At 70.6% G+C, this 13,976-nt stretch carries 13 protein-coding genes; 8 read left to right on the plus strand and 5 right to left on the minus strand.

Annotated elements, in window-relative coordinates:
- Positions 1-27 precede the first annotated feature (27 nt).
- Entirely contained in the window at positions 28-1,203 is a 1,176-nt protein-coding gene (locus IE250_RS10825) for a glutamate--cysteine ligase (protein ID WP_189669310.1), read from the minus strand.
- The gene (locus tag IE250_RS10830; protein ID WP_189669311.1) at positions 1,200-2,468 is read right to left on the minus strand and encodes a class I SAM-dependent methyltransferase; all 1,269 of its coding nucleotides are present in this window, start codon (positions 2,466-2,468) and stop codon (positions 1,200-1,202) included. Before IE250_RS10830 ends, IE250_RS10825 begins: the two co-directional genes overlap by 4 nt.
- A gap of 334 nt (positions 2,469-2,802) precedes the next feature.
- Here IE250_RS10830 and groES point away from each other — a divergent pair, with 334 nt between their 5' ends.
- Positions 2,803-3,099, plus strand: coding sequence for a co-chaperone GroES (gene groES, locus IE250_RS10835; RefSeq protein ID WP_171104253.1), 297 nt, complete (start codon positions 2,803-2,805; stop codon positions 3,097-3,099).
- A gap of 68 nt (positions 3,100-3,167) precedes the next feature.
- On the opposite strand, the gene IE250_RS10840 is transcribed toward groES, so the two are convergent.
- Entirely contained in the window at positions 3,168-3,455 is a 288-nt protein-coding gene (locus tag IE250_RS10840; RefSeq protein WP_020016179.1) for a WhiB family transcriptional regulator, read from the minus strand.
- A 190-nt stretch (positions 3,456-3,645) separates the two neighbouring features.
- Here IE250_RS10840 and IE250_RS10845 point away from each other — a divergent pair, with 190 nt between their 5' ends.
- A complete protein-coding gene (locus IE250_RS10845; protein ID WP_189669312.1) occupies positions 3,646-4,869 on the plus strand; it encodes a MerR family transcriptional regulator in 1,224 nt (407 codons plus the stop codon).
- Positions 4,870-4,936: 67 nt separating this feature from the next.
- Complete coding sequence (guaB, locus tag IE250_RS10850; protein ID WP_189669313.1) at positions 4,937-6,451, plus strand: IMP dehydrogenase; 1,515 nt, start codon at positions 4,937-4,939, stop codon at positions 6,449-6,451.
- Positions 6,452-6,540: 89 nt separating this feature from the next.
- Here guaB and IE250_RS10855 read toward each other — a convergent pair whose 3' ends face one another.
- Positions 6,541-8,154: a flavin monoamine oxidase family protein gene (locus IE250_RS10855; protein WP_189669314.1), complete on the minus strand. Its 1,614-nt coding sequence runs from the start codon at positions 8,152-8,154 to the stop codon at positions 6,541-6,543.
- 362 nt (positions 8,155-8,516) lie between these two features.
- Between IE250_RS10855 and IE250_RS10860 the strand changes: the two genes are divergently transcribed.
- Positions 8,517-9,155 carry a Rid family hydrolase gene (locus IE250_RS10860; protein WP_189669315.1) on the plus strand — a complete coding sequence of 213 codons (639 nt, stop codon included), beginning with the start codon at positions 8,517-8,519 and terminating at the stop codon, positions 9,153-9,155.
- 51 nt (positions 9,156-9,206) lie between these two features.
- Here the strand turns inward: IE250_RS10860 and IE250_RS10865 are convergent, their stop codons facing one another.
- A complete protein-coding gene (locus IE250_RS10865) occupies positions 9,207-9,929 on the minus strand; it encodes an exonuclease domain-containing protein (RefSeq protein ID WP_189669316.1) in 723 nt (240 codons plus the stop codon).
- A 174-nt stretch (positions 9,930-10,103) separates the two neighbouring features.
- On the opposite strand from IE250_RS10865, the gene IE250_RS10870 reads away from it, so the two are divergent.
- From IE250_RS10870 to IE250_RS10885, 4 genes are all read left to right on the plus strand, one after another.
- The gene (locus tag IE250_RS10870; RefSeq protein WP_189669317.1) at positions 10,104-11,228 is read left to right on the plus strand and encodes a GuaB3 family IMP dehydrogenase-related protein; all 1,125 of its coding nucleotides are present in this window, start codon (positions 10,104-10,106) and stop codon (positions 11,226-11,228) included.
- Positions 11,225-11,704: a GNAT family acetyltransferase gene (locus IE250_RS10875; RefSeq protein WP_229872346.1), complete on the plus strand. Its 480-nt coding sequence runs from the start codon at positions 11,225-11,227 to the stop codon at positions 11,702-11,704. Before IE250_RS10870 ends, IE250_RS10875 begins: the two co-directional genes overlap by 4 nt.
- Positions 11,705-11,817: 113 nt before the next feature.
- Entirely contained in the window at positions 11,818-13,452 is a 1,635-nt protein-coding gene (locus tag IE250_RS10880; protein WP_189669318.1) for a succinic semialdehyde dehydrogenase, read from the plus strand.
- A 39-nt stretch (positions 13,453-13,491) separates the two neighbouring features.
- A complete protein-coding gene (locus tag IE250_RS10885) occupies positions 13,492-13,974 on the plus strand; it encodes a hotdog fold domain-containing protein (RefSeq protein WP_189669319.1) in 483 nt (160 codons plus the stop codon).
- Positions 13,975-13,976: the final 2 nt, after the last annotated feature.

Below are 13,976 nucleotides of genomic sequence, written 5' to 3' on the forward strand. Positions count from 1 at the left end.
GGGACACGCTCGACCACCAGGGTCGGATCAGCTGGGGAGCGGCCGGCCCGTCCGCATCTCCTCCACCATCGCGCGCACGACCGGCACCAGGTCGCCGTCGTGCGCCTCCGCCACAGCCTGCTGGCGTTGGTAGGAGGCCCCGCCACGGATGATGTCCCGCACCCCGGCCAGCTCAGCGCCGCAACCGAGCCGCTGCGCGACCGGCTCCAGCTCGACCAGCAGCTTGGCTATCGCGTCGACAACCGGCCCCTGGTTGCCGTGGGCATCGAGGATCACGGTGGCGTCGAGACCGTAGCGCGCCGACCGGAACTTGTTCTCCTCCACGAACCACGGCGGCAGCTCCGGCAGGGTCCGGCCATGGTCCAGCTGCGTGGACAGGTGCTCCACGAGGCAGTGCACGAGCGCTGCCAGCGTGAGGGCCTCCGTCAGGTTGGTCGGGCCGTCGCACACGCGGACCTCGAGCGTGCCGAACTTCGGCGAGGGGCGGACGTCCCAGTGGACCTCGTTGAATGCCTTGACCGCACCGACGTGCAGCATGTCGCCCGCGTACGCCTCGAGCTCCTGCCAGGTCTTGAACGCGACCGGCAGCCCCGAGCTCGGGATCTGCTGGAACAGCATCGACCGGTTGGACGCGTAGCCCGTGTGCTCGCCGGCCCAGTACGGCGAACCCGCCGACAGCGCCTGCAGGTGCGGGAAGTACTTGAGCATCGCCCGCATCAGCGGCAGCGCCTTGTCCCGGTGCTCGACGCCGACGTGGACGTGCAGCCCCCAGATGATCAGGTGCGCGCCCCAGACCCCGGTGCGATTGCGGATGCGGGCGTAGCGCTCCTTGTCGCCCACCACCTGGTCGGCCGCCCGCGCGAAGGGGTGCGATCCCCCGCCCATGAGGTCGAGGCCTAGTGCGTCCGTCACCTTTCGCACGCGGTCCATGCTGCGGGTGAGGTCCTTCCCGGCCTCGCCCACGGTCCGGCAGACGCCGGTGACGATCTCGATCGTGTTGTTCATGAACTCGCCCGTGACGTGCGGGGCGTAGGTTCCGGAGTAGTCCTGTTGGTTGCCGCCGCCGCGCGCGAGTGCCTCGAGCACCTCGGGCCCGGCCTGGGACAGTTCGGCGGTGCCCGGCTCGACGAGCCCCATCTCCCACTCGAGGCCCACGGTCGAGCGTGGGGACTCGCCGAAGCCGAGCCGCGCCGGCGAGCTCATGCGGCTCCCAGGGGTTCGACGACGAGTACCTGTTGGTTGCCTGCCACGCGTGTGAGCACGATCGTCGCCTCCTCGGTTCCGGTGAGCACGAGCTGCTTTCGAAGTTGTTCAGGCACCACGGCGGTACCCCGCTTCTTGATCGTGATGCGCCCTACGTTTCTTGTCCGCAGGTACGCCTTGAGCCGCTTCAGGCCGAACGGCATGGTGTCCAGCACCCGGTAGCCGGTGGCGATCGGGGCCTGTGCGCCTGCGGGGTCCGCGGGCCGGGCCGGCGGCAGGTCGGCGGCGTCGTCCGTAGTGATGTACGCGATGGTCGGGTCGACGAGCCGCCCGCCCAGCTCGGCGGCCGCCGCCCCCACGAGCCCGGCGCGGATGACGGCACCGTCGGGTTCGTAGAGGTACTGTCCGATGCCGCCGACGTCCGGCTCGACGTCGGCGCCCCGCACCGTGCGGCTGAGCGTGTGCTCCTTGCCGTCGTCGTCGGTGAACGTGCGCAGCACGAGCGCCGAGCGGCCGGGGCCGTCGGGGGCGAGCGGGCCGAACCAGAGCCCGGCCTCGACCACGTCGCCGTTGACCGAGACCCACTGCGTCTCGGCGTCGTCCGGCAGACCGTCGTGAGCGATGCCCGGGCCGACCTTGATGCCGACGGCGGGCACCGTCTCGCGCAGCGCCCAGACGGCGTCGAGCGGCGGTTCGTAGGCGTGGGGGTCGAAGATACGGCGGCTGCGGCCGCCCGAGCCGTCGCGCACCCGGCGGGCCGGGTCGGCGTAGACACCTTCGATGCTCTCGGCGCGCAGGTCGAGCGCGAGGCCGTCCGCATGCCGCACCTCCGCCTCGGGGAAGTGGCGCAGGTTCCACAAGGCGATGGCGGCGGTGCACTCGTCCAGGTCCGTCGCGACGACCCGGAGCCCGGTACCGGCGAACGCGAGGGAATCGGCGCCGATGCCGCAGGTCAGGTCGGCGACGGCCGTGATACCGGCCTCGAGGTAGCGTCGGGCGTGCAGCGCCGCGACGACAAGCCGGGTGGCCTGCTCCAGGCCGTCCGCGGTGAAGAGCATCCCGTCCGCGAAGTCGCCGAACTTGACTCGCGCCCGGGCGCGCAGCCGGGACTGGGTCACGACTGCGGCGGCAAGGTCCGCCGCGACGCCCTTGGCGCGCAGGGTCGTCACGGTCTTCATCGCGTCCCGCTCGTCGTAGGGCGGGAGGGCGCTGAGCAGGGCCCAGCCGTCGGAGCTGAGGAGTTTGCTCAGAATCGCCGCATCCATGGGAAGATCTTTCCACGTTTGCCCTGGTGGTGACGAGTGGCGCAACGCCATCTTGTCGTGGAGCTGGCGAGATTTCGGTGTGGGGGCAGCGTACGAGCCGCTCGATGTGTGAGTCACTCCACCCGATTGGCACTCGCCTTGACCGAGTGCTAGCGCCGACCTAGATTTGGGCTTGTCCACCGCCGCGGGTTCCCGATTGCAGGGACTCACGGCGGAGGACCCAGACGTTCGTGCCCGCCGGCACCCGCGACGACGGCGGACCGTCGAACGTTCGAGCCACTCAGTCAACCACGCAGCTGATCTCTCGATCCGCTCACGAAAGAGGAGGTCCGACGTGTCGGTCCCCATCAAGCCGCTCGAGGACCGGATCGTCGTCAAGGCTCTCGAAGCCGAGACCACGACCGCTTCCGGCCTGGTCATCCCGGACACTGCCAAGGAGAAGCCCCAGGAGGGCGAGGTTCTGGCCGTTGGTCAGGGCCGCATCGACGACAACGGCAACCGTGTGCCGCTGGACGTCGCAGTCGGTGACAAGGTGATCTACTCCAAGTACGGCGGCACCGAGGTCAAGTACGCGGGCGAGGAGTACCTGGTGCTCTCGGCCCGCGACGTCCTCGCCGTGGTCGTGGGCTGATCTCAGCCCACGCCAGGAGATGACGAGGGCCCCGCACCGAATGGTGCGGGGCCCTTGCGTCTCCGCCGTCAGGCCGAGACTGACTTGCCGGCGAGGATCGCCGACCGCTCGTCCTCGCTGAGCCCGCCCCACACGCCGTACGGCTCGCGCACGCGGAGCGACTGCTCGCGGCACTGCATCATCACGGGGCAGGAGCGGCAGATCGCCTTGGCGGCCTCGGCTCGCCGGCGGCGAGTTGACCCACGCTCACCCTCGGGGTGGAAGAACAGGGTGTCGTCCGCGTCGCGGCACGCGCCCTGGTACTGCCATTCCCACAATTCCATCACCGGACCGGGAAGCCTCGAGATCTCCGTCATGGCGAACAACCTACAAGTTGTGCAGAAGTTGTTCAAGGGGCAGTTTTTGTCCATGTGACCCGATCCGTTCAGCGGCAAGCGCGCCACGGCTGACCGGTTTTGTTCTGATCTGAACTGAATTCCACCGAGATCGGCGGCACGCCGGGTTTCGCAGTGGCGCGGAGAGGGCCAGGTCGGCAGAATCGAGTCCATGACATCCTCGCGGCCCGCCCAGAACTCGGGCGGGTCACGTACATCCAGCCCCGGACTGGCAGTCGCCGCCGTAGCCAAGCGCCTCGGGGTCGCTCCCGCGACCCTCCGCACCTGGGACCGCCGGTACGGGCTGGGCCCGTCGGGCCGCACTGCTGGATCGCACCGCCGCTACACGCCGGACGACGTCGCCCGGCTCCTCGTGATGCGCCGGCTGACCCTCGAGGGCGTGGCGCCGGTGGATGCCGCCCGTGCCGCGGTCGACGCGGGGGAAGCGGAGCTGGAGGACGCGACGCGGACCGCGCCGGCGCTCCCCGCCGTGCAGGTGGGGATGGAGGACGCGCCGGAGGCCGACGAGGCCGAGGCCGAGTTCGAGGAGGAGTTCCTCGGTACTCTCGAGGCGCCGACCGAGGCGGAGAACGATGCCGTCGTGGCGCCCCCGGCGTCGGGCGGCGAGCGGGCGGACGAACCGCGCGGCCGAGTGCGCCTGCGGGCCCTGCCCGGTGGCGCAACGGGCGGCGACGCCCCGGCCGCGGCCGGGCCGCGGTCGGCCGCCAGCCCGGCGCCGACGTCGGGCAGGGTGTCCGCCCTGGTCGACGCCGCCCTGGCCTACAGCCGGACCGCCTGCGACAACCTCCTCGTGCTGGGCCCCGACGGCGACCCGGCCGCCTGGTGGACCGATCTCGTGGAGCCGGCCTGGCTGCGGCTGTCCGAGCGGACGGTCCTGGCCGGCCCCGGAGAGATGCCCGAGGTGGTGCTCGCGACCTCCGCGCTCCGCGCGCTGCGCAACTACACCGAGGAGTTCGAGCGCGCCATGGTCGAGGCGGGCGGCCCGCCGGCCAACCACCCGAGCCGGATGCGCAAGATCGTCCTGGTGTTCGCTGCCCCGGACGAGGTGGTGCCGTTGTCGGCGCACGCGCTTGCCGCGGCGCTGGCGGCGCAGGGTTCGATGGCGCGGATCGTCACGGGTCCCGCGAGCACCCACCGCTCGGTCGAGCTGGTGACCATGGTCCGCCCGACGGCGGTGGTGCTGGCCACCACGCAGAACAAGCCGGACCTCGACGTCGTGCACGCGGTCAACGAGAGCTATCCCGACCTGCCGATCTTCGTGGGCCTGCGCGCCGACGCGGCGGCGACGGACCTGCCGTTCGGGCCCACGGTGCAGCGGGTGCGCTCGTTCACCGGGCTCCTGCACGAGGTGCTCGCCGTCATCAAGGCAAGGTGACACACGCCTCGGTGGGGTATCACGGCCCGGCACGGATCCGTGGCGGTACGGGCCGTAGACTGCCGTTATGACGGACCAGACCTCGCCGGGCGACCCGTTCGGTTTCCTCGGGCTCACCTATGACGACGTCCTGCTGCTGCCGGGTTACTCCGACCTCGCGCCGTCGGACATCGACACGACGTCTCGCCTGACGCGCGAGATCTCGCTCAAGATCCCGCTGCTGTCAGCGGCGATGGACACCGTCACCGAGTCGGCCATGGCCATCGCGATGGCCCGCCAGGGTGGCCTCGGTGTGCTGCACCGCAACCTCTCCATCGAGGACCAGGCCTATCAGGTCGACCTCGTGAAGCGGACACAGACCGGCATCATCACGAATCCCGTCACGATCGGCCCGGACGCCACGCTCGAGGAGCTCGACACCCTCGCGGGCCAGTTCCGGATCTCCGGGTTCCCCGTGGTCAACCTCGACAACAGGCTCATCGGCATGGTCACCAACCGCGACCTGCGTTTCACGCCCGTCGCGGAGTGGGCCACCACCAAGGTGGACGAGGTCATGACGCCGCAGCCGCTGATCACCGGCCCGTCGACCATCTCCCGGGACGACGCCACGCTGCTGCTGCGCAAGCACAAGCTGGAGCGGCTCCCACTGATCGACGCCGACGGCCGCATCACCGGTCTCATCACCGTCAAGGACTTCGTGAAGTCCGAGCAGTTCCCCGACTCGTCCAAGGACGGCCAGGGCCGCCTCATGGTGGGCGCCGCGATCGGCTACTTCGGCGACGCCTGGCAGCGCGCCACCGCGCTGATCGAGGCCGGCGTAGACGTGCTCGTCGCCGACACCGCGCACGGCAACGTCCGGATGCTGATCGACATGGTCAAGCGCCTCAAGACCGACCCGGCCACCAAGGACGTCCAGGTGATCGGCGGCAACGTCGCCACCCGCCAGGGCGCCCAGGCGTTCGTCGACGCCGGGGCCGACGCCGTCAAGGTCGGCGTGGGACCGGGCTCCATCTGCACCACCCGCATCGTGACCGGCGTCGGCGTACCGCAGATCACCGCCGTCTACGAGGCGTCGCTCGCCTGCAAGCCGGCGGGCGTGCCCGTCATCGCCGACGGCGGCCTCAAGCACTCCGGCGAGATCGGCAAGGCCATCGTGGCCGGGGCCGACACCGTGATGCTGGGCTCGCTGTTCGCGGGCTGCGAGGAGACGCCGGGTGACCTGGTGCTGGTCAACGGCAAGCAGTTCAAGTCCTACCGTGGCATGGGCTCGATGGGCGCCATGTCGTCGCGCGGCAAGAAGTCCTACTCGAAGGACCGGTACTTCCAGGCCGAGGTCACGAGCGACGACAAGATCGTGCCCGAGGGCATCGAGGGCCAGGTCGCCTACAAGGGGCCGCTGTCCACGGTGGCGCACCAGCTCATCGGCGGCCTGCACCAGACCATGTTCTACACCGGTGCGCGGACCGTCCCGGAGCTGCAGGCGGGCGGCCGGTTCATCCGCATCACGTCGGCGTCGCTCAAGGAGAGCCACCCGCACGACGTGCAGATGACCGTCGAGTCGCCCAACTACAGCGGGTTCTGAGCCCTGTCGAGCTTGTCGCGACCTGGGTCGCGACAAGCTCGACCAACGGCTGAACAACTTCGGCCGCTCGAGCCGCCCGGGCTGGCTCGTCAGCTCGACATGACGCGCTCGTGCAGGGTCTGTACCGCGTAGCGGGCGGACCAGAAGGCGCCGTGCTGCCACGCGGAGATCTCCGACATCCAGTCGCCCGCGAAGTACACGTTGCCCGCACCCTGCTGCAGCAGCTTGAAGCGGGCAGAAGCGGTGTTGGGAAAGGCCCAGGCGCCCTCGATGTAGGGCACCTTGTGCCAGGCGACGGAGAAGGAGCTGTCGAGCTCGGTGCGGTACTTCTCCCCGTGGATCTTCACACCCTGCTCGACGGCGCGCAGCTCTCGTTGCTTCGGGGCCATGTCGGCGTACGCGCGGGCGTTGGCGCCGGTGTTGTAGTAGCCGACGACCAGACCCTTCTTCTCGCCGTACCCGTAGGAGGGGTACCACAGGTGGGCGAGGTCCATGTCGGTCTCGGTGATCCCGCCGAAGATCCGGTGGTCGTCCTCCCAGAACCGCGACCGGTACTGGAGGCCGATCTTGCCGGCGGGGGAGCCCAGGGCGAACTCGCCGAGCGCCGCGTCGATCTCCGGACCCCAGTTGGTGTCCCACCGCCGCATGAGGCCGGCCGGCGCCGCGACGACCGCGAAGTCCGCCTCGATCTGACGCTCCGTGCCGGTTCGTGTGGAGTAGGTGACCTTGACCCCGCGGCTCGTGTTCTCGACACCCGAGACCGGCGAGCTGAAGTGCACGTTCTGGGTGCCGATGGCGCGCACCAGGTACTGGTAGGTCGTGTCCATGCCGCCCTTCGGCTGGAACATGAGCATCGACTGCTCCCAGTTGATCTCGAACGGGAAGTACTGGCCCACCTTCGAGGCCAGCACCTCGGAGACCGTGCCGGGTCCGGGCAAGGGCGTGCCGTGCTCGTTCCACGCGGACGGGTAGACCTCGAAGCCGCGGTTGCTGCCGCCGGCGTATGTGCCGCCAGGCCCGAGCGAGCCCCAGCTGCGCAGGAAGGAGCGCAGGTTGTCCTTGTCCGCGGCGGTCAGCTTCTGGTCGAGGGCGCCCTGGTCGGTGGCGTAGTGCAGCAGCTCGGAGGTGTAGCCGAAGACGTCCGCCTTGGCGGTGCGGTAACGGACCGGGTTGCCCGGCGTCGCGCCCGACTTTTCGTTGTACAGGTAGGCGTCGGCGTTCGCGTTCGTGAAGACCTCGTACGGCACCCCCAGCTCGCGGATGTAGTCCATGGTGACCATCCACTGCGCGATGCGGGCCGCGCCGGCATTCATATGGATGCCGTCGGAAAACCTCGCGGTCTGCGTGACGCCGTCGACGTCGGTCTCGGCGTCCCCGCCGCGGATCGTCAAGGTTCGCCCACCGGGGCGGTGACGCGCCTCGAGCACGGTCACCTGGTAGCCGGCCTTCTGCAGCTCATAGGCGGTAGCGAGGCCGGCCGGGCCGGCTCCGACGACCACTACCTTCTTCGCGGAACGGCCGGTCAGTGTGAAATCGCTGCCTCGCGGGGGTACCCAGGACTCGGCTCTCGGCTGGGCGGCGGCTGTGGGGGCCATACCCATCGCGCCCATGGTCGCGAACATGACACCGGCGCTGGAACCCGCGCCGACGGCCTGGAGGAAGTTGCGGCGGGAGACGCCGGGGGTGCTCTTCTCGGTGACCACGGTCCCTACCTCTCGTAACGACGGGCCTGACGGGCGGTGGACCCGGCCTGGACGCCGGAAGCCGCCGTCAGCACCCCGCCGACGCTACGTAACGCAGGTCACCACGACGGGTCTGCGCCGTTTCTGTGCAATTGCCCGCAGTAACCATGTTGTTTCTGGGCTTTCGCCGTAAGTTGCAGCCCTTCCAGGCAAAGCCAGGGAAGAGCCGGATCGCCGGCGGAGGGCGTTTTCCCGGCGTGACCCGCGAAGTTCATCCTCCGGAAACGCCCCCTGGATAGCGTCACGCGCCAGCCGGTGCCAATCGCCGGGCCACTGCATCCGGGCGCCGTCGTGGGGCCCGCCGGGCCAGATGGAGGAGCACCATGAAGATCCGCACGAAGCTCATCGCCGCCGTCGTCGTCACCGCCGCGGTCGCCGTGCCCGGCACCGCATTCGCCGCCGCACAGCTCTTCACGCCCGATCCCAACCGAGCCCATTCGTTCGTCACCGGAGACACCCCGCTCATAGCCGACGGCGTGGCCATCGGCAGGAACGTCTCCTGGTACAAGTCCTCAGGCCTCGGCCCCGCCCAGCGCAACACCGCTCCCGGAGCGTCCGCCGAGGAGCGCTACATCCCGACCGACATCTTCCCGGGCGGCGAGCTGCCCGACGGCGTGACCATTACCGAGGCTCAGGGCATCAACGCCCTCACTCGCATCGGCGCCAACCTGGAAAGGGCCGGCCTCTCCTACGACGACGTCGTCTCCATGCGGGTGTTCCTGCAGAACCCCGAGGGCGAGGAGAAGATGGACTTCGCCGGGTGGAACAGGGCCTACCGCCAGTTCTTCGCCAACACGAACCTGTCCACCGGCGAGGTGCTCGACGTGCAGCTCGGGTCGGCGACGACCGAGCCGATGGTCGTCAACGGCGCCCGCCCGTCGCGCTTCGCGCTGGAGGTCGAGAACCTCCCGGTGGACGGGTGGCTCGTCGAGGTCGAGGTCGACGCCGTGTACCCCCGCTGAGCCCGGCCACACCAGAGCGTCCGGGGCGTCTTGGGCGTGCGAGCCGTCCCGTCAGGCGCCGGCCGCGTGCTGCACCGGCCACGTCCCGGACGCGCCGGGCCCCTCGAGGCCCTGCTCGCGGCGCCACTCGTTGAAGCTCACGGCCCACTGGCGGTGCGCACCGATCTGCTGCTGGTGCAGGTCCGCCAGGGGCATGCGCTCCAGCAGCGGGAACCGGCGGGCCAGGGCCTCCAGCACGTCGAGCGTGGCGAGCACGTCCACCTCGGCGGTGTGCAGGTCGCCGTCGGACGTGACGCCGTACCACTCCGAGAGGTCGCCGAGGCGGCGCTTGCCCGAGCGGTAGCGGTCCAGCCACCGGTCGATGACCAGCGGGTCCACCACCGGCTCGACCGGATGGCCCAGCCGCTGGGGGAGAGTCTTGAGCCCGTGGCGCAGCAGCTCGGAGTCGAGCAGCGAGAGGTCGAAGGCCGCGTTGTAGGCGACCACCGGCACGCCGTCGGCCAGGTGCTTGGTGAGCTCGGCGGCTATCTCCTCGAGTGCCTCGAGTGGCGCGACGCCGTGGGCGCGCGCGTGCTCCGTGGTGATGCCGTGGATGGCGGCGGCCTCCGCCGGGATCTCCACCCCCGGGTCCATCAGCCAGGTGCGGACCTCGGTGCCCGCTCCGGGCGTACGCAGCACGAGGGCTGCCGTGACGATGCGGTCGCCCGCGACGTCCACCCCTGTGGTCTCGGTGTCGAAGCCCAGCAGTGGTCTGCGGATCCAGCTCTCGTTCATGGTGTCCTCCCTGCTCGTCCGGGGTTTTCCGGGCTCTGCCGTCCAGCAGTGCCCGGCTCCCGGTGCGTCCACGGAGAACCTTGCCACCCGCCACTGACACTGTGTGGCTCGTCCCACCGGAGCACATCACCGGACGCGGCGCGCTGCATCAGGTCCGATGGGTAGGCTTGGCGGGTGAGCAACGAGATCGAGATCGGACGCGGCAAGCGCGGGCGGCGCGCCTATTCCTTCGACGACATCGCGGTGGTGCCGTCCCGTCGTACGCGCGACCCGAAGGACGTCTCGGTCGGCTGGCAGATCGACGCCTACCACTTCGACCTGCCGATCGTCGCGGCCCCGATGGACTCCGTGATGACCCCGGACGGCGCCGTCGCGCTGGGCCGGTTCGGCGGCCTCGGCGTGCTCGACCTCGAGGGCCTGTGGACCCGCTACGAGTCGCCCGAGCGGCTCCTCGCCGAGATCGCGGCCCTGCCCGGTGACGAGGCGACGCGCCGGATGCAGGCGATCTACTCGGAGCCGATCAAGCCCGAGCTCATCACGCAGCGGCTCAAGGAGATCCGGGCCGCGGGCGTCACGGTCGCGGGTGCGCTCACCCCGCAGCGCACCCAGGAGTTCTACAAGACGGTGGTCGACGCCGGTGTCGACCTGTTCGTCATCCGTGGCACCACGGTCTCGGCCGAGCACGTGTCGGGCAACGCCGAGCCGCTCAACCTCAAGCGGTTCATCTACGAGCTCGACGTCCCGGTCGTCGTCGGCGGGGCCTCGACCTACACCGCGGCGCTGCACCTCATGCGCACGGGCGCAGCGGGCGTGCTCGTCGGTTTCGGCGGCGGCGCCGCCCACACCACCCGCGTCAGCCTCGGCATCCACGCACCCATGGCCACCTCGGTGGCCGACGTCGCGGCGGCACGTCGTGACTACCTCGACGAGTCCGGTGGCCGCTACGTGCACGTCATCGCCGACGGCGGTGTGGGCCACTCCGGCGACATCGTCAAGGCCGTGGCCTGCGGCGCGGACGCCGTCATGCTCGGCGCCGCGCTCGCCCGGGCGGCCGAGGCGCCCGGCCGGGGCTTCCACTGGGGCCCCGAGGCGCACCACCCGCAGCTGCCGCGCGGCGAGCGCGTCGAGGTGGGCACGGTCGGCACGCTCCAGGAGATCCTCTTCGGGCCGGGCAAGCAGGCCGACGGCACGCTGAACCTCGTGGGTGCGCTCCGGCGCGCCATGGCCACCACCGGCTACTCCGACCTCAAGGAGTTCCAGCGGGTCGAGGTCGTCGTGTCGCCGTACCAGCCGCGGTGAGCACGCTCTCCAGCGGCGGGCCGCTCTCCCCGGTGCTCGCGGCGGCCCCAGCGGCCGACGGCGAGTTCGTCGAGGTCACGGACGCCGACGTCGATCAGGTCGTCGAGCTGTGGCGGGCCTGTGGGCTGACCAGGCCGTGGAACGACCCGCACGTCGACATCGCCGAAGCCCGGGCGGGGGACACCTCGACCGTCCTGGTGGCGCGGGCCGACGGCCGCGTGGCCGCGTCCGCGATGGCCGGCCACGACGGTCACCGCGGCTGGCTCTACTACGTGGCCGTCGCGCCCGGCCTGCAGAGCTCGGGCCTGGGCCGGGCGGCCGTGGTCGCCGCCGAGGCATGGCTGGTCGCGCGCGGTGCGCGCAAGATCCAGCTCATGGTGCGGACCACCAACACGGACGTGCTCGGCTTCTACGAGCGGCTCGGCTACACCGACCAGGAGTGCACGGTGCTGGGTCGCTGGGTCGACTCGGACTGAGCCGGGAGAGGCGGTGCGACTACGTTGCTCCCGCCGCGGTGGAACCGCCCTGAAAGTCACTTTCACACACCTATCAATACGTGGCGCAGGGTTTTGCGGCTAGGGTGGCCGCCATGATCGACGACGCAGCAGCCGACGCAGCGGCTAGTGGTGCGGTCGGCGGTGTGCTCGACCCCGAGCACCCGCAGGGGACTTTTGTCCTTGAGCCCGGGGTGATGGCCCCGCTCGTGGCTCGGATCGCTACCTCCGAGGGATCGGGCATGCACCGGTCCATGTGCCCGTTCACGGGCGCTCCGCTCGTGACGTTCCCGGTCTCTTCCGCCGAGGACGTCGCCGCGTCCGCCGTGCGGGCCCGGGTCGCTCAGCGAACGTGGGCACGCGTCCCCATACGTGAACGCGCCGGAGTCCTCCAGCGGCTCGGGCGGATAGTCCTGGAGCGGCAGTCCGAGGCGCTCGACCTCATCCAGCTCGAGACGGGCAAGACCCGCCGCGCCGCCTTCGAGGAGGTCGGCGACATCGCCCAGGTCGCTCGGCACTATGCCGTGCGCGGTGAGCGCTACCTCGCGTCCCGGCGGGTCCGGGGCATCGTCCCGCTGCTCGCCGGCGTGCAGGTGCACCGCCGGCCCGTCGGCGTCGTCGGCGCGATCTCGCCGTGGAACTACCCGCTGGTGCTCGCGCTCTCGGAGGCGCTGCCCGCGCTCCTGGCCGGCAACGCCGTGCTCCTCAAGCCTGACCCGCAGACCACGCTGACCGCCCTGTGGGCGGCCGAGGCACTGGACGACGCCGGCCTGCCCGCCGGCCTCTTCCAAGTGGTCGCGGGTGGTCCCGACGTGGGCGAGGCACTGATCGACCAGGTGGACCACATAGCGTTCACGGGCTCCACCGCCACGGGGCGCAAGGTCGCGGCGCGAGCGGGTGAGCGCCTCATCGGTGCCACGCTCGAGCTGGGCGGCAAGAACGCGCTCTACGTCACGGACGACGTCGACGTCGACACGGCAGTGCCCGGCATCGTGCGAGCTTGCTTCTCGAACGCGGGCCAGCTGTGCGTATCCACCGAACGTCTGGTGGTGCACGAGGCGGTCGCCGAGGAGTTCGTCGCGAAGTTCGTGCGCGCCGTGCGGAACCTGCACCTCAGCCCGGCCCTGGACTACTCGGCCGAGGTCGGTTCGCTCACGTCCGCGGCGCAGCTCGACAAGGTGACGGCGCACGTGGACGACGCACTGGCCCGCGGCGCACGAGTGCTCGCCGGCGGGGTGCACCGCGCCGACGTCGGCCCGTACTTCTACGCCCCGACCGTGCTCGACGACGTCCCCGCGCAGGCCGTGGTGATGCGCGAGGAGACCTTCGGCCCCGTCGTCACGATCACCCGCGTCGACTGCGACGAGGAGGCCGTCGCCGTCATGAACGACTCCGAGTACGGCCTGCACGCAGCCGTCTGGTCCCGGGACACCGCCCGGGCGCGGCGCGTCGCCGTCCGCGTCGAGACAGGTTCGGTGGGGATCAACGACGGATACACGATGTCCTGGGGCTCCGTCTCCGCGCCGCAAGGCGGCTGGAAGGCGTCCGGGCTCGGCGGGCGGCACGGTTCGGCGTCGATCTCCGGGGTCACGCGGCAGCAGACCGTCGTGACGTCCCGCGGCGCGCGGTTCGGCGCGACGCTCGACAACCTCTACGGCCTGGGTGGCGAAACCCCGAGCCGCGTGATCACGACGGCTCTGGAGGCCATGCGCAGGCTGCGGATGTCGTGAGGTGAACGGCCGTCACGGGGCGCGGGTACGCTCGCCCGCATGACGACGCAGCTCCATGCCTTCTGGAAGTCCGCCAACGCGCTGCCGCTCATCGGCGGGCTGCTGGGAAAGCGGATCTTCACCCTGGCCTACACCCTCAAGGCCCCGTACTTCGGCAGCTTCGCGCCGCGCGTGGTCGACATGCGGCCGAACTACGGCGAGGTAGTGGTGCCCAACCGGCGTCGCAACCGCAACCACATCGGCACCGTGCACGCGATCGCTGTCTGCAACGGGCTGGAGATGGCCATGGGCTCGCTCGCCGAGGCCACCGTGCCCGACGACAAGCGCTGGCTGCCGAAGGGCATGGAGGTCGCCTACCTCGCGAAGTCGACCGGTGACGTCACCTGCGTGGCCGAGACGGACCAGGACCAGTGGGACGGCGACGACCGGGACCTGCCGGTGCGTGTGCGCGCCACCCTGGACGACGGGACAGTGGTGGTCGAGGGCACCATCCACCTGTGGGTCACGCCGAAGAAGAAGTGACC

It is taken from the genome of Promicromonospora soli (assembly GCF_014653785.1).
In the GTDB taxonomy this organism is placed as follows: domain Bacteria; phylum Actinomycetota; class Actinomycetes; order Actinomycetales; family Cellulomonadaceae; genus Promicromonospora; species Promicromonospora soli.